Origin of the sequence: Odoribacter sp. AF15-53 (assembly GCF_003479425.1) — a bacterium.
GTDB lineage: Bacteria > Bacteroidota > Bacteroidia > Bacteroidales > Marinifilaceae > Butyricimonas.
This window is the reverse complement of the sequence record NZ_QUHC01000001.1, coordinates 1,036,172-1,054,950: the sequence shown is the minus strand read 5'-3', so window position 1 is coordinate 1,054,950 and position 18,779 is coordinate 1,036,172. Positions and strand designations below refer to the sequence as shown.

Below are 18,779 nucleotides of genomic sequence, written 5' to 3'. Positions count from 1 at the left end.
CATTGACCTTGTAAGGCTGGAATCATAGAATCGAAAATCACTAAATCTCAGAATCTTTAAATTTATTGGTAGATGTTTCTATTTTTTGATACGGAAACAACGGGACTTCCACAGCGTTGGAATGCACCCGTGACGGACGTGGATAATTGGCCCCGGTTAGTACAATTGGCGTGGATTATGTGTGACGAGAAGGGGAACATTATCGAAGAACGTAGTGATATCGTGAAGCCGGAAGGTTTCGCAATTCCGGCAGAAGCATCCCGAGTACACGGGATTACTACGTTGAAAGCCCAGGAGGAAGGGAAGGATTTATTGTCTATCTTGGAGATATTTTCGGATAAGATGGATTCGGCTTTTGCATTGATCGGGCATAATATCAGTTTTGACGAGTGTATCGTGGGGGCGGAATTTGAGCGGAAGCGAATGATGACATCGTTATTTTTAAAACCGAAGTATTGTACGATGAAATTGTCGACAAATTATTGTAAATTGCCAGGTGGAAAACAAGGTTTCAAATCGCCGAAATTATCCGAATTGCATCAGGTTTTGTTTGGGGAAGGATTTGAAAATGCACACGATGCGTTGGCGGACGTGCGTGCCACGGTGCGTTGTTTCTGGAAATTGAAGGAGTTAAAAGTAATTTAAATTTATGGCGAAAAAACCGGACTATAATTATAAATCATTGCAGACTGAGTACGGGAAGATGCCACCGCAGGCCGTTGACCTGGAGGAGGCGATTCTAGGTTCTCTGATGCTGGAAAAAGACGCATTTATTACTGTGAGTGACTTTTTGAAACCAGAGTGTTTCTATAAGGAGGCTCACCAAAAGATATACAGGGGTATTCAAAATTTGTCGTTGAATAACGAGCCGGTAGATATTCTTACCGTGAGCGAGGAGATGAAGCGTTTGGGAGAGTTGGAAGATATTGGTGGATATTATTATCTGGCGCAGTTGACCTCAAAAGTGGCTTCTGCCGCTCATATCGAGTTTCACGCCCGTATCGTGGTACAGAAATATATACAGAGGGAATTAATCCGGGTATGTACCGATATACAGAATAAGGCGTATGATGAAGCGACCGATGTTGCCGATCTGGTGGATATGGCACAGAAACAGGTATTCGAGATTGCCGAGGGAAATATAAAGAAAGAAACAACAGCTATCAACGCCTTGATTGATGAAGCGATCAAGGGGATCGAGATTGCCGGGAAGCGTGCCGACGGGTTAAGTGGGGTTCCTTCCGGTTTTACGGCGTTGGATGAAGTGACTTCCGGTTGGCAGCCTTCAGACCTCGTGATTATTGCGGCTCGTCCCTCTATGGGTAAGACGGCATTTGTGTTGTCGATGACCCGGAATATGGCGGTAAATCACAACCAGCCCATTGCTTTGTTCTCTTTGGAGATGTCTTCGGTGCAGTTGGTGAATCGTTTGATCGCGAGTGAGACGGAATTAGGTTCCGAGAAGATACGTAACGGTAAGTTGTCGGAAGAGGAGTGGCAGCAATTGCACTCGAAGATCAAGGCCTTGATCAAGGCTCCTATATACGTGGATGATACTCCAGCATTGTCGATTTTCGAATTACGGGCTAAATGTCGGCGTTTACAACAACGGTACGGGATTAAAGTGTTAATTATAGACTACTTACAGTTGATGACAGCCGGAGCGGATATGCGGGGAAATCGTGAACAGGAGGTGAGTATGATCTCTCGACAGTTGAAGATTATTGCTAAAGAATTGAATATTCCCGTGATTGCTTTGTCTCAGTTGAATCGTGGTGTCGAGCAACGTACGGGAGACGCCAAGAAACCGATGTTGTCGGACTTACGTGAATCAGGGGCCATCGAGCAGGATGCCGATATGGTACTTTTTATTCACCGCCCGGAACGTTACGGTATCATGGAAGACAGTATGGGAAATAGCTTAAAGGGTATTGCCGATATTATTATAGCCAAGCATCGTAACGGTGCGGTGGGAGAGATTCAACTTCGTTTCCGCAACGAGTTGGCTCAATTCTGTGATTTGGAAGAGGTTTCCCCGTTTGGATCGGGAGGATCGCCCGTGAAAACTGTTACTTTCGGTTCCCGGATGAACGAGGATGCCACTAACCCGATGCCGCCACTGGATTCTGACTTCCAGGAGGGAGGAAAGAGTTTCGAGAGCGGGGTAAACTCGAATAAGGCACCCTTTTAACAATTGAAAATGAAAAAGGATTAACCTTGTGTGGTTGGAATCTAAAATTTGAAATCTAAAATTAACAGATGCGGGATAAATTATTGTTTTTGCTGAAATATTATCTTTTTTGGATAGTATTTTCATGGGTGGCCAAGATTATCTTTTTGATATATCAATATAAAGAGACAGCGACTCTAACAGGGCATGATTACGTGATGCTCTTCGTGAAGGGGTTCCGCATGGATCTGTCATTTGGCGGGTATGTGATGCTTTTGGCTTGTATTGTGATGGCAATAGGGGTCTTTCTGTCCGTGAAAGCAGTGAAGCGTATATTTTCCTGTCTAACCATATTACTTTTAGCCATATCAAGTTTGGTTGTCGTGGGAGATTTGGAATTGTTCAAGAATTGGGGCTATCACATGGATGCCACCCCCTTGTTTTACTTGAAAACACCGGGAGAGGCAATGGCTTCCACCCCGACAAGCTTGGTATTGCTGCTTTTATTGCTTTATGCTATAATGGTAGCTCTCTTTTATGGGTTATATCATCGTTGGGTGAGTTGTTCACTTCGGACGGATAGGCAAGAATCATCGTGGCATGGTTTACTGTATCTTATTTTAGGCGGAGTAATGGTAATTCCAGTGAGGGGTGGTTTTAACGTGGCACCGATGAATGTCAGTTTTGTGTTCTTCAATAATAAGAATATGTATGCGAATCAAGCTGCTGTCAATCCGGTTTGGAATTTCCTGTACGAGGTAATGCATATAGACAAGGTAAAAGGAAATTACGCTTTTATGCTGGAAGATAAGGCACAACAGTTAGTGGATAGTATCTACGCGGAAGCCGGAGAATATCCCAAGGTGTTGAAGACGAACAAGCCCAATGTGGTAGTTCTTTTACTGGAAACGTTCACACTGAACGCTTGGGATGCCATGCCGAATTTGCAGGCTGCGGCCAAAGAAGGGATATTTTTCTCTAATATCTACGCCACGGGGAACCGTTCCGACCGGGGGATACTAGGTGTGATCAGCGGATTTCCGGCCTATCCGAACGTATCCATGTTGAAATATCCGAATAAAACGTACACGCATCCCCGTTTTCCGTTGGATTTCGAAGCGGAGGGCTATTCTACCCGTTTTTATTATGCTGGTGATCTTAACTTTGGCGGTTTCCGTTCTTACATTACCATGAGTTTCCAGAGTGCAGTTACTGAGGATGATTTTTCGGGCGAAGCGATTGAGAATCGTTTCAAATGGGGGGTGCACGACGGGTATATGTTGGATCGTTTGTATGAGGATTTGCGGGTGGCTAAAGTTCCGTATATGTACATGGCGTTCACGATGAGCAGTCACGAACCGTTTATTGTACCTATGGAAACGAAAATACCCGGCGATGACAATGGCTCTAAATTGAAAAATGCGATTGCTTATACCGATCAATGCTTGGGTGAATTTTTCGAGAAATGTAAGAAATCGGGCATTTGGGATAATACCTTATTCGTGTTAGTTGCCGATCACGGAACGCGTCATATCGGGAATTTGCAACCTCATTTACCAGAGGCTTATCGTATACCGATGATATTCACTGGCGGGGCGATGCAAGTACGGGATTCTGTGGTAAACACCTTAGGATCACAGACGGATATGGTGGCAACTTTGTTTGCCCAGTTGGGTATGAACGCTTCAGCTTTTCATTATAGTAAGAATTTGTTAGACCCGACGGCTATTCCTTTTGCATTTTATGCGTTCACGAATGCCGCTGCGGTCGTGACGGAGAACGGTCCCTACATTTACGATCTGAAAACCAAAAAACCGATTGGGCCTAATACAAACGTCCAAGATGGGGAGTTGTTGAAAGCCTATCTACAAATTATAGATCGGGATTTCAAAGAAAAGTAGAATTCAGAAGAAAGCAAAACCTGTTTGATTTTATAAATGCATAATAAATAGTGGAATATGGAAGCGAAGTTTATCACGTTGACGAAGGAAAATATAGATAAGGAACACATTTGTTGTGCTTTCTCGGATAAAAAATGCAAGGTCGGCTACGAGTTGAAGAAAGAGTGGTTGAAGCGTGAATTTGACAACGGGTATGTTTTTCGACGACTTGATGAACGTGCTAAAGTATTTATGGAATACGTTCCAGCTGAAAAAGCTTGGATTCCGGTAGAAGCCCCGAATTATTTAATGATTAACTGTTTTTGGGTTTCCGGGCAATACCAGAAGAAAGGTTACGCGAAAGCCTTGCTACAATCAGCCCTTGATGATGCTCAAGCCCAAAATAAGAATGGATTGGTTACGGTTGCGGGAGCTTCTAAATTTCACTTTATGAGCGATACCAAATGGTTGATGCGTCAAGGCTTTGAAGTGGTAGCGGAACTACCCTCCGGTTTTGTTCTTTTGGTAAAGAAACTCAAACCGGAAGCTAAACACCCAACATTTAAAGAACAGGTTTTAAGCGGGGAATGTCCCGATAAAGACGGATTGGTTGTTTATTATTCCGATCGTTGTCCGTATATGGATTATTATGTTCGGCAAGTTTTACCTGAAACGGCAAAGGAGCGGGGGATGCCTTTGAAGCTAGTGAAATTGGACACATTGGAGGAGGCTCAAGCGGCACCTTCACCGGCAACTATTTTTAGTTTATTTCATAATGGTCTGTTTATCACGACAGATGTCAGCGTGTGTTTAGCCAATCGGTTCGCTAAGATGTTTAAGACGCCATGATTTGTTAAAAAGTTTGTTAAAAGAGGGCACAGAAAAGTCAGTTTTGTGAGCAACAACAACCCCCTCTGGCCCCCTACACAGGGGGAAAGGTATTACGTTTCCTCGCCTGTGTAAGGAGAGGAAAGGGGAGGTCGTTCAAGATAATGAGACTTTTTCGGTTGCCTCGATAATAATTACCTGATCTTTCAAAAGTTTATTGGTATTGAACGGCGAGCATTGTCAAGTCATCGGCATCTTCACGGCTATTTTCCGTGTAGGTCTTCAAATCCGCTAATACTGTTTGTATTATTTGTTCCGGATTTTCACAACGGTTTGCCGTGATGACTTCTTTGATCCGTTCTTTACCGTAGAAATGATGTTCTTTGTTTTGAGCCTCCGTCAGGCCGTCCGTGTAGATAAAAAGCATGTCACCGCTTGACATCTGGTAACGACTCTCTTTGTACATGGTCCGCATGACACCAATCGGGATTTCAAGGGAATTTTCCAGGAAGTTCACTTCTAGATTTTCTTTTTTGCATAGAATTGGAAACGGGTGTCCTGCATTGGAGTAGGAGAGCATCCCGTTTTTCAGATCCAAAATACCAACAAACATGGTGATAAACATATCATCTTCCACGTTGTCACTCATGTAGTTGTTTATGGTGTTACAGATATCCGAGGACGTGCGTTTCCGAGGCGCTAGGTAGTTAAACAAGGTTACCACCGAAGCCATGTACAGGGCTGCCGGGATACCTTTTCCTCTCACGTCTCCCACGACGAAATAGAGACAATTTCTTTTCACGAAATAGCTGTACATATCTCCTCCGACCGCTTTGGATTGTTCCAAAAGAGCATGCAGGGAAAAGTGAAACCTTGATATCTTGGGCACGGAGGGAAGGAACCTTTCCTGAATACGTTGAGCGACACGCATTTCTCCCTCGATTTTTTCTTTCTCGATCGTGTTGATTTTCAAATCTTCGATGGATTCCACGATCTTCTTTTGCATGTAGACGAAAGACTCCCGTAGTTCTTGTATTTCATCTTTATTGCCGATCATGGGAATGGGGTCATTGAAGTTTCCATCGGCAATTGTGCGGGTGACAGCAGAGAATTGTTTTAGCGGGTAGAACAGGCGTTTTATAACCCGGATAACGACCCAGAAAAGCAAGATAAGGCAGGAGATACAACATAGTAATATCAAGTCGTTGACACGGGCAATGGAATCATATACCTCGTGGTGTGGACAAAGTACCACGAGAACCCATTTTGTGTATTTCATTTGCCTGAAATACACGAAGAACCGGATGTTATCTACCGATATTTCCCCCGATCCGCTTTTTTCTTGAGTCGCTCTCTTGAGAATTTTCTCGTAATCGATGTTTTTGACTTCAGCATATTTACGAATATCACTGTACATCTGGATTTCTTGGTTCGGGTGGGCGATCAGAATGCCGTTTTTAGTCATCAGATAGGCGTATCCCGTTTTGTAAAGAGATAAATGGTTGACAAAGTCCGTGAATTTTTCCAGAAAGATATCTAGTCGTAGGTATCCAACAAATTGATTCTTTGAATCATACATCGGTTCAAAACGGGAAAATACACGTTGTTTAATGTATGAAAAGCTATAATAATAACCACTCCAAAAGGAAATCCTTTTTGCGAAAGCATCCTTATCCAGACGTTCCGGAGAAAAATTTATAGTTCCATGCGGGAGTTTCCGGAAATGGATTTGTTTTTTGTGTTTGTAAGCAAACACGTCATGATCCTTGTAGCCCGGAGCGTATTCCATTGCACAACCGCATATTTCAGGACTGTTCTTTAAAATGGATTCGAACGTGCCCTGGTCCCCAGCGAGGAGTAAGCTCTTTACCGGATCGAGTGTAAGTATCGAGTTGATTCTTTCAATGACACGTCCTTGTTCAATAATTTGATTTTCAGCCTGATCAGCAATTAGTTCAGAGTACATGATCACGTTTTTGTGCTGTGATATTTTAGGCATGACATATAAAATGATGAAAATGACTAGAAATATCACCGTGCAGACTGATAAAATATAAATTGTCAGTTTGGTACTAAAAGAATTTTTCAAGGGAGCTCTCATCATTTGCAATCGTTGGTTAACTGGATTAAAGTGATTTCCGGTCTTTGTCCGATACGTCCGGCGAATCCTAGATAACCAACCCCTCGGGAAACGTATAACTGCTGGCCGTTTGATTCATACAGGCCGTTATATTCCGGGTAAACGTATTTCGCCGGGCTCCAACGAAAATTTCCGATCGTGATCCCCAATTGCATGGCATGCGTGTGTCCTGCCAACATGAGGTCTACCGGGTAATTCAATACTTCGTGTCGCCAGTGGGAGGGATCGTGAGAGAGAAGAATCACGGGATGTCTCGCCGTTCCTTCTAACGCTTGTGATAGTTGGCCAAAGCAAGGGAAAGGTGGGAGCCCCCAATTTTCGACTCCTGCCAGATAGAGAGTATCACTTCCGATAACGAGAGGAATATTCGTGTTATTCAACATTTTAAATCCTGTCAGTTCCATATTTTTGAAAAAGTGCTTCAAATTATTTTCCTGATCCTCTCGTGTGGGCCATTTCACGTATGTACCGTAATCGTGATTCCCCGTGATGGCGTATTTCCCGTATTTGGCTTTCAACTCTCTCAGGGATTCTATCCAAGGGGTAATTTCCGAGGCAAAACTGTTCACCATGTCTCCGGTAAACACGATCAAGTCGGGTTTTAATCGATTTACCTCGTTTACCAATTTGGTAATTCCGGGATAATGTTCCCCGTAACTTCCTAAATGCAAGTCTGTTAATTGTATAATTCGAAAATTATTGAAATTATCAGGTAATCTTTTGATACACACTGTTTCCCGTTCGATCTTGTAGCTATAACGGTACCACGTGATCCCGTTTAGAATCATGATAAAAGCTAGTAGGGCAATGCCTAAAGCCAATCGGCTAATTACTTTTGCTGCGGGGATACATTTCATTTTCCGTAGCAAAAGTGAAAAGGCATTCACGATGATATAAAGCGTTTTAGGCGTGTAGAATAATAATATGACAGAAATAGCTTTTTCCACCCAAAAGTATGCTTCCGGGCCTTTTAATGTGGGGATAAACAGGTGATACCCCACGATACACGCCACGAAGAAAAGCGACTGGAACCAAAACAGGTAAGAATAGATTTTGCGTTTAAAATAACGCTTGATTTGCAGGTATAGAAGCGAGTCATTGATTAACACGCAGAGGATTCCAGCTATAAGTATGAATAATCCTGTTTTCATGGTTCGTTATTTAAAAATGAGCGTTCCGAAATATTCCGGTCTGTGAAAATCCGGTTTTTCGGTTTTAACCGGGTTCCAGGAAACGAAATGTGGGTGGGGTAATTTGTTCCCGCATTTATAGATATTACCCTTGATCAGATTTCCCGGAACGGGAGTGAAATGGTGTTTGAAAAATGCCGTGTGCGGAAACTTGACGATCAGTGACCATTGATAGAAGGCTTCGTCTTTATTCTCGTTGTTGTATTTTATTGTGGAATCCCGGAGAATGGTGTTACTTAGTCTTGTTGGCATGACCCTTCGCCCGACTCTCCCCGTTCCATAAGCACATAAAATCGTTCCGATGGCATTGATTTCGATATTGTAGTATCCTTTACAGTTTTCCAGTTGGACGAAAAACTCAACGCATGAATCTTCCCACACGGGTCTGTGATCCTCAATTTCCGTGGCACGGAATTCATTTTCATGAACATCGAATTTTAGAAAAATATGTTGCTCGTTGTAGGCGATCCGGAAATGGATTTCCGGGCAGTAGGGATATGCATCGGGCCAGTTGATCTCTTTTAAAGTGATACGGTTACATTCTCGGTCCAGCTGGTAACTTAATGCTTGCAAAGTTTCGTTACTCGCGTACGGGGAAAATTTGACGATTTCGATGATATCCATGGCTCAGAAAGAAAATGTGAGGGTGTGTCAAAGTCAGATCCTCTTCAATAAACTCCTCCGTCGGCTTCGCTGCTAAGTGAGCCCGAGGTGGTTTCCTCTATAAACAGAGGAGGAGCTGGTGACCCTTCTCGAAGTTGGAGAGTATTTTCAGCTCTCCCTCTATTTATAGAGGGAGTTTGATCTTGACACACCTTCGATGAAAAATTATTTAGAACAATCCGGTAATTTTACCATTGTTGTCTATGTCTATCTTTTCGGCTGCTGGAATATCCGGTAAACCGGGCATTCTCATTATACTACCCGTGATCGGGATGATAAATCCCGCCCCGGCTGCGATCTCTATTTGTCGTACCGTTACCACGAAATCTTTCGGACGACCCAGCAATTTCGGGTTATCTGATAGTGATTTTTGTGTTTTGGCGATACATACCGGAAGTTTGTCTAAGCCTAAATCTATCACTTTCTTCAAATCGGCTTTTGCTTCCGAGGTATAGTCGATAGCGGCGGCACCGTATAATTCTTTGGCAATCGTTTCGATTTTCTTTTCCACGCTCCATTCCCAATCGTATAACGGTTTCATGCAACAGGTACATTGCTCTGCAACCTTGGAAACCAAACGAGCCAATTTTTCGGCTCCTTCACCGCCTTTTGCCCATACCTCGGCAACTTCCATGGGAACATCGAGTTCTTTACATTTCTCGGCAAGGAATGCTATTTCTTCGTCGGTATCCGTCACGAATTTGTTGATAGCAACTACCGGACAGATGTTGAATTTCTTCATGTTTTCGACTTGTTTCTCCAAGTTGGCAACCCCTTTCTTCAAGGCTTCAAGGTTGGGTTCCTTTAATTGGTCAAGTTTGGCGCCCCCATGATATTTCAATGCTCTTACGGTTGCAACCATGACCACGGCGCTAGGTTTCAATCCGGCCTTCACGCACTTGATGTCAAAGAATTTCTCGGCTCCCAGATCAAAACCGAATCCGGCTTCCGTCACCACGTAATCAGATAACGTCAATCCCATGCGGGTAGCAATGATTGAATTTGTTCCTTGTGCGATATTCGCGAATGGTCCCCCGTGTATGATTGCCGGGTTTCCTTCCAAGGTTTGTACGAGATTCGGTTTGATCGCATCTTTCAGCAAAGCTGCCATAGCACCATGAGCATGTAGATCACGAGCGTAAATCGGTTTCTTGTCGAAAGTGTAACCGATAAAGATGTTGCCTAGCCTGTTTTTCAAGTCCTCGAAGTCATCAGACAAACAGAGAATAGCCATCACCTCGGATGCAGCCGTGATATCGAATCCGGTTTCCCGCGGAATACCGGCAGAAGTACCCCCTAAACCCACGATGATGTGACGTAGAGAACGGTCGTTCATGTCCATGACCCGTTTCCAGGTTACCGTACGGGGGTCAATGTTCAGGGAGTGAGTTTTGCTTTGAATGTTGTTGTCGATAAGAGCCGATAACAAGTTGTGAGCCTTTTCAATTGCCCCGAAATCACCCGTGAAATGCAGGTTGATGTCCTCCATGGGAACCACTTGCGAGAAACCTCCTCCCGTGGCACCTCCTTTGATTCCGAATACCGGACCGAGCGAAGGTTCGCGGAGTACAACGGTTGCTTGTTTCCCTATCCGGTTTAATCCTTCCGTAAGACCGATCGAAATGGTTGTTTTACCTTCTCCTGCCGGGGTAGGAGATATGGCGGAAACAAGTACCAGTTTTTTCCCTTCAATCTTTGATTTATCGATTAAACTAAGGGGTAATTTTGCTTTATATCTTCCGTAGGGTTCCAGTAAATCCCTGTCAATACCTAATTTATCCGCGATCTCGTAGATCGGTTTTATTGTTATTGAATTCGCAATTTCTATATCTGTTTTCATAGTGTAAAGTTTAATGATCCTCTTTATTTTAAAATGAATTTAATTGAACCGATTTGTTGATCTTCCGAGAACAAATCGGCGATGTATTCTCCTTTGGTCAGACTACCGTCATTTGGCCAGTAGATAGCGACATCCAGTTTCTCACCCTCGTACGTGATCTCTCTTCTGGCAGAATACGTCAGGGAAGCGTTTTGGAATTTGAAGAATGATTTACTGGATGCAGCAAGCACTTGTCCGTCGGGACGGGTGATCCGCAGGTAAATCATCCTGGCGCCTCGTTTGGCTGTTATATTTCGGGTGATCGTGAAGTCTGCTTTCAACTGGAAACATTTTTTTAACGTGGTTTCCTTATCCCGCTTATTGATCGGGTACACGTGAAAATTCTCGACAGCTAGGGTACTTGCTTTTTCAAGAGTCTCTTCCATTTTCACGGTTTTCTGTTCGAGGTTCTTGTTGCGTTCGCGTACCCAATCCATTTGTTTTTTCACCTCTTTGTTTTCGGCAAGAAGTTTTTGATTTAATTGATTGAGTGAATCAATTTGCACCACATAACTTCTTAGAACGGTTTTCAATGTTCCTATTTCCCGTTTGTAGCGGTTAATTTCGGCGTATGAATCGTTACGGAATTTTTTCATTGATTCCATGAGAGTCGCAATTTTCTCCTGCTCGTGTGCCAGTTTAACGTTTAGCGTGTCATTATCGGTTTTCAGATTATCATAGTGGTGACTCAGATCGGTCAATTCTTGTTGAAGTTCTTCCTTTTCGGCCGTGATTGCGATCATATTGGCCCGATTCTCTTTCTTCTCCACGAGAAAAAACACGAAAAGTACGATTAGTACCACGGATAATATCCCGATAATTATCATTAACGTCTTATCTTTCTTGTTTTTAGTCAAAGTTTGATCTTCCATATTCGTTTTCTGTTTTATGTTATAACAAAAGCTCGGTTATTCTTCTCAACAAATATAGGTATAAAACGTTATAGAAAGGAGAAAGGATTAGAATTTATAAAATTTTAGCACTTGTTTTTTATCACAAAAATTCGTAATATTGTGAATGGCGTTTTTAGAGTCTTGAATGAGAGGGAAAAGCCGTGTGAAGCGAGTTTCCGGGGTCTAAAACTTTAAACTTTAAAATAGACGGACTATGACGGAAGAGTTTTTACAATACGTGTGGGCAAATTCGCTTTTCACGAGCGTGAAGTGTGTTTCAACCCGGGGAAAACAAGTGGAGGTATTAAATGTCGGACTTCAGAACCGGGATGCTGGGCCGGATTTCTTTAATGCCAAGATTCGTGTGGATGGTGTTGTGCAGGTGGGAAACGTGGAAATTCACCAAAAAGCGAGTGATTGGTTTCGGCATGGGCACGAGAAAGATGCAGCCTATGATAACGTGATTCTTTCCGTGGTCGGGGAGGCAGACATGGAGGTACACGACTCACGGAGGCGAAAAATTGATGCGATCACCCTTGATTATGATGTTCGCCTATGGGATGAGTATGTTTTCATGCAGGGCGTACCTGTTGAACCTCGTTGTTATCGTTACTTGAAACAGATTGATCCGGCACGGATGGAAATGTTATTCACGGGGTATGCGATCGAGAGATTGGAGCGTAAATGTAAGGATATACAACAGATGTTGAGACAATCCAAAAATGATTGGGAAGAGTGTTTTTACCGCATGTTGGCTCGCTACTGGTCGGGAAACGTGAATGCTGATGCCTTTGCTCAATTGGCTCAAAATCTCTCGTACAAGAAGGTGATTCGTTGTAGTGATACCCTGTTTCGGGTAGAGGCTTTGTTACTGGGATATTCCGGTTTACTGTCCGGATTGGAACAGGAAGATGACTATATAAAAGCTTTACGAGAGGAATATGATTATCAGGCGGCCAAGTTTCATTTGACGGGAATGAATGCGTCACAATGGAAGTTTATGCGAATTCGTCCGACTTCTTTTCCCTCGGTTCGATTGGCCTTGTTGGCTTCTTTGATGATGCGATTCAATTTCCTACTTTCTGGGGTACTGGATGCAACTTCCGTGTCAGAGGTGTATAAATTATTGAATGTTACGGCTTCCGAGTACTGGGCCACGCATTATAAGCCGGGAGTGGTTTCCACGACACGGGTGAAGAAAATGGGAGATAGTATGAAAAATGTAATCGTGATCAATGCAATTGTTCCTTTCCTGTTTATTTACGGGAAGGAGCGGGGAGAGGAACGCTATTGTGATAAGGCTCTTCAATGGTTGGAGGAATTGGATGCGGAACGTAATCACGTCACGGAAGCATGGACACGGCAAGGGGTAAAATTGACTTCCGCGTTAGAATCCCAAGCGTTATTACAAATTAAACGGGAATATTGTGATGCACATCGCTGCCTGCATTGCAAGATCGGTGCGGAGGTATTTCGTCGGGTAGGAAATTGAGGGGGCTTGTAAAAACGGATTACTCGTATTCTCCACGGAAGTGATAGACGAGTTGTTTAAAAGAGTCGAGTTTAACACCTCCTACCCGGATTTCGATAGGTGAAACATTGAACATGATGAAATTAAAGGCTTTTTCGAAATTACCGCCGAAGTTATCCGAAAAGACTATCGTGATATCCGGAGTATTTTCATTGGCCGGAATGACAATGTTTTCCGGATGAAGTACGAAATTTACAGAGTATCCATCATTGTCAATTTGCAGGAATTCGTATCCGGCTTTGAATGTCACTTCTTCGACGTAATGCAAAGTTGCGGCAACGTGCTCATCGCTGATAATATCGGCAATGGTGCCGAGCGGCATCACTAGTGAAAGCGAATCACGTGATATAACCTTGGCACTATCAATCTTTACAATTTCAGAGCCGTGATAAAATGAGACTTCAAGGTTTCCGTGGTATGTTCCTTTCATATCGAATAACGCTTGCCGAATTTGCTTGCCACTGATCTTTTCATCATTATCATTGCATGCTGAAAAAAGAATGACAAGGGAAAAAATTCCTAAAACTTTCAATCCTGATAGAATTTTTTTCATTTTATATGCTTTAGTTTAGTTCCTGTTTCAATACATCCGGTAGTTCAATACCCCGTTTTTCGAGACTGATAAACCAATCGGACAGTTCTTCTGGTCGGATCGTGTAGAGGATTTCCCGGAATTGATCGATTTGCGTGTCATTAAATTGATCGGAAGGAATACCTCTAAACTGATCGAGTTCCTCGTCATCAAAATACTCTATTGTTTCATCCATTTTTTTCAGGCCTTTCTCGCAGATTGCGTGAGCCCCGCAGCAATCGGCCGGGGGAGCCGAAACTGGTGGTTCCTCGACCTTATTCTTCGATTTTGAAGAGTACGTAAAAAGGGCAACTATTACTAGAAGCCCTATTATACTGATGATGATATAAATCATTTTGAATTATTTACCGAGTTCTTTTTTCAGTAGATTCACCTGATTCGTTAATTTTTCTACTTCTTGGGTCTTCTTTGCCAATTGGTTTTTAGCATCAGTTACCTGTTTTTTTACCCCGGCGATCTCTTTCTCCAAACGGGCAATCTCGCTATCCTTGAATTTGAGGCTGGATTTGATGTGTTCTACCTCGTTATTTAGTTTCCTGTTATCCCAATCTGCGTTAGTCTTGTAGTCTGCCAGTTGTTTTTTGATCTGATCCCGTTCTTCCATGGTCCTTGCCAGTTGGCTTTGTAACTCGGCCAGTTGTCCCTCGCTATTTTTTACTTTTGATTTCACTTGTTCCGACACGTCTTTCAGTTCAGATTTCAAGGCTGATTCTTTATTTTGTAGTGTTCGTAATTGAGTATTCAAGTCATCAATTTGTTTGTCTTTAGCGGCATTATTAGCCGTAAGCTGATAACGAACAGCATTAAAGTCATTTTTAAGTTTTTGAATTTCGGCTTCTAGCGTCTTCTTATCGTTTTCCAAGGTAGCCGCTTCACGGTCAACACTTCTCTTTGCCCTTGCCAGTTCCTCGTATTTCTTTTTTGATACACAGGAAGAAAGAAATAGGGTGAAAATCAAGAAGCTTGATATATAAAATAATCCTTTTCTCATATTGAAACGTTTTAATTGAATTTTATTGTTGTCATGTGGCAAAAGTAGTAAATTATTTGTGGATTTCAAAGAATATAAGGACAGGCAGAATCTTAATTTATTGTTAATGACAGGTGACCTAAGGTGATTTTTGTGTGTCATGTACGTATTTATTTATATATTTGCAATTCAAATTTAATATAGAATATAATAGATATAGCTATGAATAAAAAAATACTCTCTTTAATTATTTTGTTTCTAGGGGTGTTGTCCGTCGTGCATGCACAAGATGATGGGAAAATACGAGTAAAAGGTGTCGTGTTGGACGGGGAGACTCGCCAACCTATTGCGTTTGCCAATATCGGGATCATCGGGACCGTGGCCGGGGTTGCTTCGGATATGGATGGTTTTTTTGAATTGGTGGTGACCGAGAAATTGGCTACCTACATGATGAGAGTATCTGCCGTGGGGTATGCTTCCGTCGAGATGAAAGTATACGAGGCAAGGGATAAAGGAGAGGTGCAGTTCCTATTAAAACCGGTGACTTACGGGATCGGGGAGGTGGACGTGACAGCCGAGTCGTTGGTGTTGAAAAAATTACTAGAGAACGTGGTTAAGAATATCGGGCGGAACTATATTCCCCGGCCTTATAATTACGAGGGATATTTCGAGTATGGTGTTACCGTGAATGACGGTGCGAAAAAATCCAAAGAAGCTATCGTGGATATTTATGACAGCGAGGGATACAAACGCTCGAATGTGGAACAGGCTTTCAAGGTATTGAATTATACTTTTTCACAGGTGCGTAGGAATGATGAAACGGGTTCCGCTGTTGACGGACTGATTTATTTTGATGATATCCTTACGGCCGATATTGTTCGTAATACCCGCAATGTGTTAGATATTGAAAATTTCAGGGATTTTAAACTGAAAAGCAAGGGGAAATTCATGTACGAGGGGGATTCTGTGCAGATCGTTACGTACGAGTGCCTGAAACCTTCTTTATCTAATTCCGGCACGGCAAACGTGACAAAATTCAGCGGGGAGCTGTACGTGGAGTTGAAGACTTTTGCCATTATCAAAAACGTGATGCGTGTTACTTCTTCAGCATTCAACCTGCTGGGACGGAATTTGCTGCTTGCCGGTGACAGTCCTCGTCACGAGGTTATGGCCACGATCACGACAAATTACAAGCGTGTGAGTTCGTACTATTTCCTAAGCGGGGTAAGTATGGTTTACACATATAAAGACGGTGCGGATCGGGTAAAAGGCGAAATGCAATACCAGACAACCAAGGTTAGCGTGAACAAAACAACCCCGATCGCCGGAAGAGTGTATTACGAGGAAGTTCCGACAGATCATAATTTCTGGGATCGTTACACGATTTATTTGGAAGAGGAAGAATAGCCCCGAAGGGGTTGAGTCCATAAAGTCTGTAAGGTCATAAAGTCTGTAAAGTTACTGGTGTCCTTCGGACTATGTTTGTCGGCAACTTACGCTGCCATGGATAAAGCGCCCCGCAGGGGGGCCATAGACTTTATAAACTTATGAAAGAATTGGTTTGGGAGAATATCCAGCGGGTTAGGAACGAGGCCCCGCTGGTTCATAATATAACAAATGCCGTGGTGATGAACAACACTGCGAACGCTTTGCTTGCCGCGGGGGCTTCCCCGATCATGGCACATGCCTTGGAGGAAATAGATGAAATGGTACCTTTATGTCGTGCGACGGTGATCAATATCGGGACATTGGATCGTTTTACCGTGGAATCAATGAAAGCTGCTATTCGGCGGGCTAACGAGGTAGGACGCCCCGTGGTACTTGATCCGGTGGGAGCCGGGGCCACGAGTTTTCGGAACCGGACGTTACAGGAGATATTGGTTTCGGGAAAACCGCAGTTCATCCGGGGAAATGCTTCCGAAATCATGGTCATGGCGGGTTTGTCAACTCGCTCCAAAGGAGTGGATAGTTCCGAATCTTCTTTAAACAGCCTAGAAGCAGCCAAGGCGTTGAGTAAACGTGTCGGTTGTATCGTCTGTGTTAGCGGGGAAACGGATTTGGTGGTCGAGGGTGACAGGGTGGTGTACTTGTATAACGGTTCTCCGATGATGGAGAAAGTAACGGGGTTAGGATGCACGGCTTCGGCAATCCTTGGAGCTTTTGCTGCTGTTGCGGAAGATGCTTTCATGGCTGCTGTGAGTGCCACGTCTTTCATGGGGATATGCGGGGAGATAGCCGTGAGTATGTCTCAAGGTCCCGGGACCTTACAACTTTATCTTTATGACGTGATGTATAACCTGAACCGGGAGCAATTCATGCAAACGGTACGGATATCAGAATAAGACAAATATGAAATTATATTTGGTAACGGACGAGGAATTGTTACTCGGTAAAGATCTGTACCGAACCGTGGAAGCTGCCGTGAGGGGTGGGGTGAGTATAGTACAATTACGCGAGAAAGAATCTTCAACCCGAGATTTTATTGAACGAGCGATACGTTTGAAAGAGGTGTTGTCGCCTTACAGGGTCCCCTTGATTATCAACGATCGGGTAGACGTGGCCTTGGCGGCGGATGCCGATGGGGTGCATGTCGGACAAAGCGATATGCCTTACGAAATGGTAAAGCGCTTGTTGCCGGAGGGGAAAATGATCGGTCTATCGGTTGAATCCCCGGAACAAGTGCTGGAAGCCAACGATTTTGACTTGGATTACGTGGCGGCAAGTCCCGTTTTTTCTACCACGACCAAGACGAACACAATCGTGGAATGGGGATTGGACGGTCTGCGGTGGATAAAATCTGTGTCTAAGCACCCCCTAGTGGCTATCGGGGGAATTCATCCCGATAACGTGGCTTCGGTATTCCAGGCTGGGGCCGACAGCGTGGCGGTGATTTCGGCAATAGTATCGGCTAAAGACCCGGAGGCTGCGGCCCGGGAATTATTGAAAAAATCAACTTGTTTTTAAAATGTGATTATCCTAACTGGCGGCAAGCTAAAATGCCAGTCATCTTTGTGCTTCAAGGCACCTTTTCAGCTCCTGTTTTTCAATAAAAACTAAGAGTAATATTATAATTGGTTAATTTCTTCAAGAGAAAGACCGGTTATTTTAGCAATGTCATTTGGGGCTAAACCAAATAATTTCATATTCCGAGCAATTTGTTGTTTTCCTTCCTCCAGTCCTTCTTCTCGTCCTTCTTTCAATCCTTCTTTCAACCCTTCCTTTAGTCCTCTTTCCATCCCTTTTTCCATCCCTTTTTCTATTCCTTCTTCCATTCCTTTTTTCATCCCATTCTTCCATCCTTTCTGTTCAGCGCTATAATATAGCGTTTTCTCCACGCTGATAATATCCCAGAATTTCTCGTAGCCTAACAATTGAGCCGGGGTAAAGGCTGATTCCTCCACGGCTTTCACGGCCTTCTTAACCTCTGGATTTGCTAGCAATTCTTCCGGCACCTCCACGGTTTTCTCGTTGATTTCGGTCAGGTAGCGTAACCAAAGTACTTGCATTTTCTTCTCTGAGTAATTATGCGGGTGGAATTTTGGGAGCTCGACAAAAATTAGTTGTAGTCCGTCGATCACTTTATCGGAATTCTCCACGTGTACGAGTCTGTAATGATGATAATATCCTTCCAGTTCGGGTTCGAAGATATCGTTGACAATATTAAGCGAGTAGACGGGGTGCAGCAGGTGATAGTTTTCGCCACTGTCTATTTGTCGGGCGTAAGCTTTCGAGGCGTTGAACAGTACCCGTTGTTTGAACTCCGGCGACCAGATCATTTGCATTTCCACGATGAACTGGCGGTTCAGTTTATCCTTACAGCGCACGTCCACGATGCTGTTCTTACGCAACGGATTCTCCGGAACCATTTCCGAGGGGAGGTACTCGATATCGGTGATTTCTTCCCCGGGAGCGAGTGGGAGTAGGGCGTTGAGTAGACTCATCACTAAATCGGGGTGTTCTCCGAACACGCGTTTAAAAGTCAAATCAGCCTTTGGGTTCAAGTATCTCATGATGCATCATTTAATCTTTGGTTCAATAATTAC

At 43.5% G+C, this 18,779-nt stretch carries 17 protein-coding genes; 8 read left to right on the top strand and 9 right to left on the bottom strand.

Going from position 1 to position 18,779, the window contains the following annotated elements; translation table 11 throughout:
* Positions 1 to 72: 72 nt before the first annotated feature.
* From DWW52_RS04255 to DWW52_RS04240, 4 genes are all read left to right on the top strand, one after another.
* On the top strand, positions 73 to 645 hold the full coding sequence (locus DWW52_RS04255) for a 3'-5' exonuclease (protein ID WP_118714195.1): 573 nt from the start codon (positions 73 to 75) through the stop codon (positions 643 to 645).
* Positions 646 to 649: 4 nt separating this feature from the next.
* Positions 650 to 2,191, top strand: coding sequence for a replicative DNA helicase (gene dnaB / locus DWW52_RS04250; protein ID WP_118714194.1), 1,542 nt, complete (start codon positions 650 to 652; stop codon positions 2,189 to 2,191).
* Positions 2,192 to 2,259: 68 nt separating this feature from the next.
* Positions 2,260 to 4,071 (top strand): LTA synthase family protein, encoded by a 1,812-nt coding sequence (locus DWW52_RS04245; RefSeq protein ID WP_118714193.1) that lies wholly within the window; start codon positions 2,260 to 2,262, stop codon positions 4,069 to 4,071.
* A gap of 57 nt (positions 4,072 to 4,128) precedes the next feature.
* Positions 4,129 to 4,899, top strand: coding sequence for an N-acetyltransferase (locus DWW52_RS04240; protein ID WP_118714192.1), 771 nt, complete (start codon positions 4,129 to 4,131; stop codon positions 4,897 to 4,899).
* A 193-nt stretch (positions 4,900 to 5,092) separates the two neighbouring features.
* On the opposite strand, the gene DWW52_RS04235 is transcribed toward DWW52_RS04240, so the two are convergent.
* The 5 genes from DWW52_RS04235 to DWW52_RS04215 all read right to left on the bottom strand — a co-directional run bounded on the left by DWW52_RS04235 (position 5,093) and on the right by DWW52_RS04215 (position 11,622).
* Positions 5,093 to 6,844, bottom strand: a complete 1,752-nt coding sequence (locus DWW52_RS04235; RefSeq protein ID WP_158582475.1) for a SpoIIE family protein phosphatase — start codon at positions 6,842 to 6,844, stop codon at positions 5,093 to 5,095.
* Between the two features lie 134 nt (positions 6,845 to 6,978).
* A complete protein-coding gene (locus DWW52_RS04230; RefSeq protein ID WP_118714190.1) occupies positions 6,979 to 8,169 on the bottom strand; it encodes a metallophosphoesterase in 1,191 nt (396 codons plus the stop codon).
* Between the two features lie 6 nt (positions 8,170 to 8,175).
* Entirely contained in the window at positions 8,176 to 8,832 is a 657-nt protein-coding gene (locus tag DWW52_RS04225) for a carbohydrate-binding family 9-like protein (protein ID WP_118714189.1), read from the bottom strand.
* Positions 8,833 to 9,040: 208 nt separating this feature from the next.
* Positions 9,041 to 10,711, bottom strand: a complete 1,671-nt coding sequence (locus tag DWW52_RS04220; protein ID WP_118714188.1) for a formate--tetrahydrofolate ligase — start codon at positions 10,709 to 10,711, stop codon at positions 9,041 to 9,043.
* Positions 10,712 to 10,734: 23 nt separating this feature from the next.
* The gene (locus tag DWW52_RS04215; protein ID WP_118714187.1) at positions 10,735 to 11,622 is read right to left on the bottom strand and encodes a hypothetical protein; all 888 of its coding nucleotides are present in this window, start codon (positions 11,620 to 11,622) and stop codon (positions 10,735 to 10,737) included.
* A gap of 235 nt (positions 11,623 to 11,857) precedes the next feature.
* Between DWW52_RS04215 and DWW52_RS04210 the strand changes: the two genes are divergently transcribed.
* Positions 11,858 to 13,135: a DUF2851 family protein gene (locus DWW52_RS04210; RefSeq protein ID WP_118714186.1), complete on the top strand. Its 1,278-nt coding sequence runs from the start codon at positions 11,858 to 11,860 to the stop codon at positions 13,133 to 13,135.
* A 19-nt stretch (positions 13,136 to 13,154) separates the two neighbouring features.
* Here the strand turns inward: DWW52_RS04210 and DWW52_RS04205 are convergent, their stop codons facing one another.
* Genes DWW52_RS04205 through DWW52_RS04195 form a run of 3 tightly spaced genes read right to left on the bottom strand, consistent with a single transcriptional unit; the run spans position 13,155 to position 14,757 of the window.
* Positions 13,155 to 13,727 (bottom strand): DUF4840 domain-containing protein, encoded by a 573-nt coding sequence (locus DWW52_RS04205; RefSeq protein WP_118714185.1) that lies wholly within the window; start codon positions 13,725 to 13,727, stop codon positions 13,155 to 13,157.
* 10 nt (positions 13,728 to 13,737) lie between these two features.
* The gene (locus DWW52_RS04200; protein ID WP_118714184.1) at positions 13,738 to 14,100 is read right to left on the bottom strand and encodes a hypothetical protein; all 363 of its coding nucleotides are present in this window, start codon (positions 14,098 to 14,100) and stop codon (positions 13,738 to 13,740) included.
* A gap of 6 nt (positions 14,101 to 14,106) precedes the next feature.
* The gene (locus DWW52_RS04195) at positions 14,107 to 14,757 is read right to left on the bottom strand and encodes a hypothetical protein (RefSeq protein ID WP_118714183.1); all 651 of its coding nucleotides are present in this window, start codon (positions 14,755 to 14,757) and stop codon (positions 14,107 to 14,109) included.
* A 201-nt stretch (positions 14,758 to 14,958) separates the two neighbouring features.
* Between DWW52_RS04195 and DWW52_RS04190 the strand changes: the two genes are divergently transcribed.
* The 3 genes from DWW52_RS04190 to thiE all read left to right on the top strand — a co-directional run bounded on the left by DWW52_RS04190 (position 14,959) and on the right by thiE (position 17,700).
* Positions 14,959 to 16,143 (top strand): carboxypeptidase-like regulatory domain-containing protein, encoded by a 1,185-nt coding sequence (locus DWW52_RS04190; RefSeq protein WP_118714182.1) that lies wholly within the window; start codon positions 14,959 to 14,961, stop codon positions 16,141 to 16,143.
* Positions 16,144 to 16,283: 140 nt separating this feature from the next.
* Positions 16,284 to 17,078 (top strand): hydroxyethylthiazole kinase, encoded by a 795-nt coding sequence (gene thiM, locus DWW52_RS04185; RefSeq protein ID WP_118714181.1) that lies wholly within the window; start codon positions 16,284 to 16,286, stop codon positions 17,076 to 17,078.
* Between the two features lie 7 nt (positions 17,079 to 17,085).
* Positions 17,086 to 17,700, top strand: coding sequence for a thiamine phosphate synthase (thiE, locus tag DWW52_RS04180; RefSeq protein ID WP_118714180.1), 615 nt, complete (start codon positions 17,086 to 17,088; stop codon positions 17,698 to 17,700).
* Between the two features lie 101 nt (positions 17,701 to 17,801).
* Here thiE and DWW52_RS04175 read toward each other — a convergent pair whose 3' ends face one another.
* On the bottom strand, positions 17,802 to 18,746 hold the full coding sequence (locus tag DWW52_RS04175) for an Rpn family recombination-promoting nuclease/putative transposase (RefSeq protein ID WP_118714179.1): 945 nt from the start codon (positions 18,744 to 18,746) through the stop codon (positions 17,802 to 17,804).
* Positions 18,747 to 18,779: the final 33 nt, after the last annotated feature.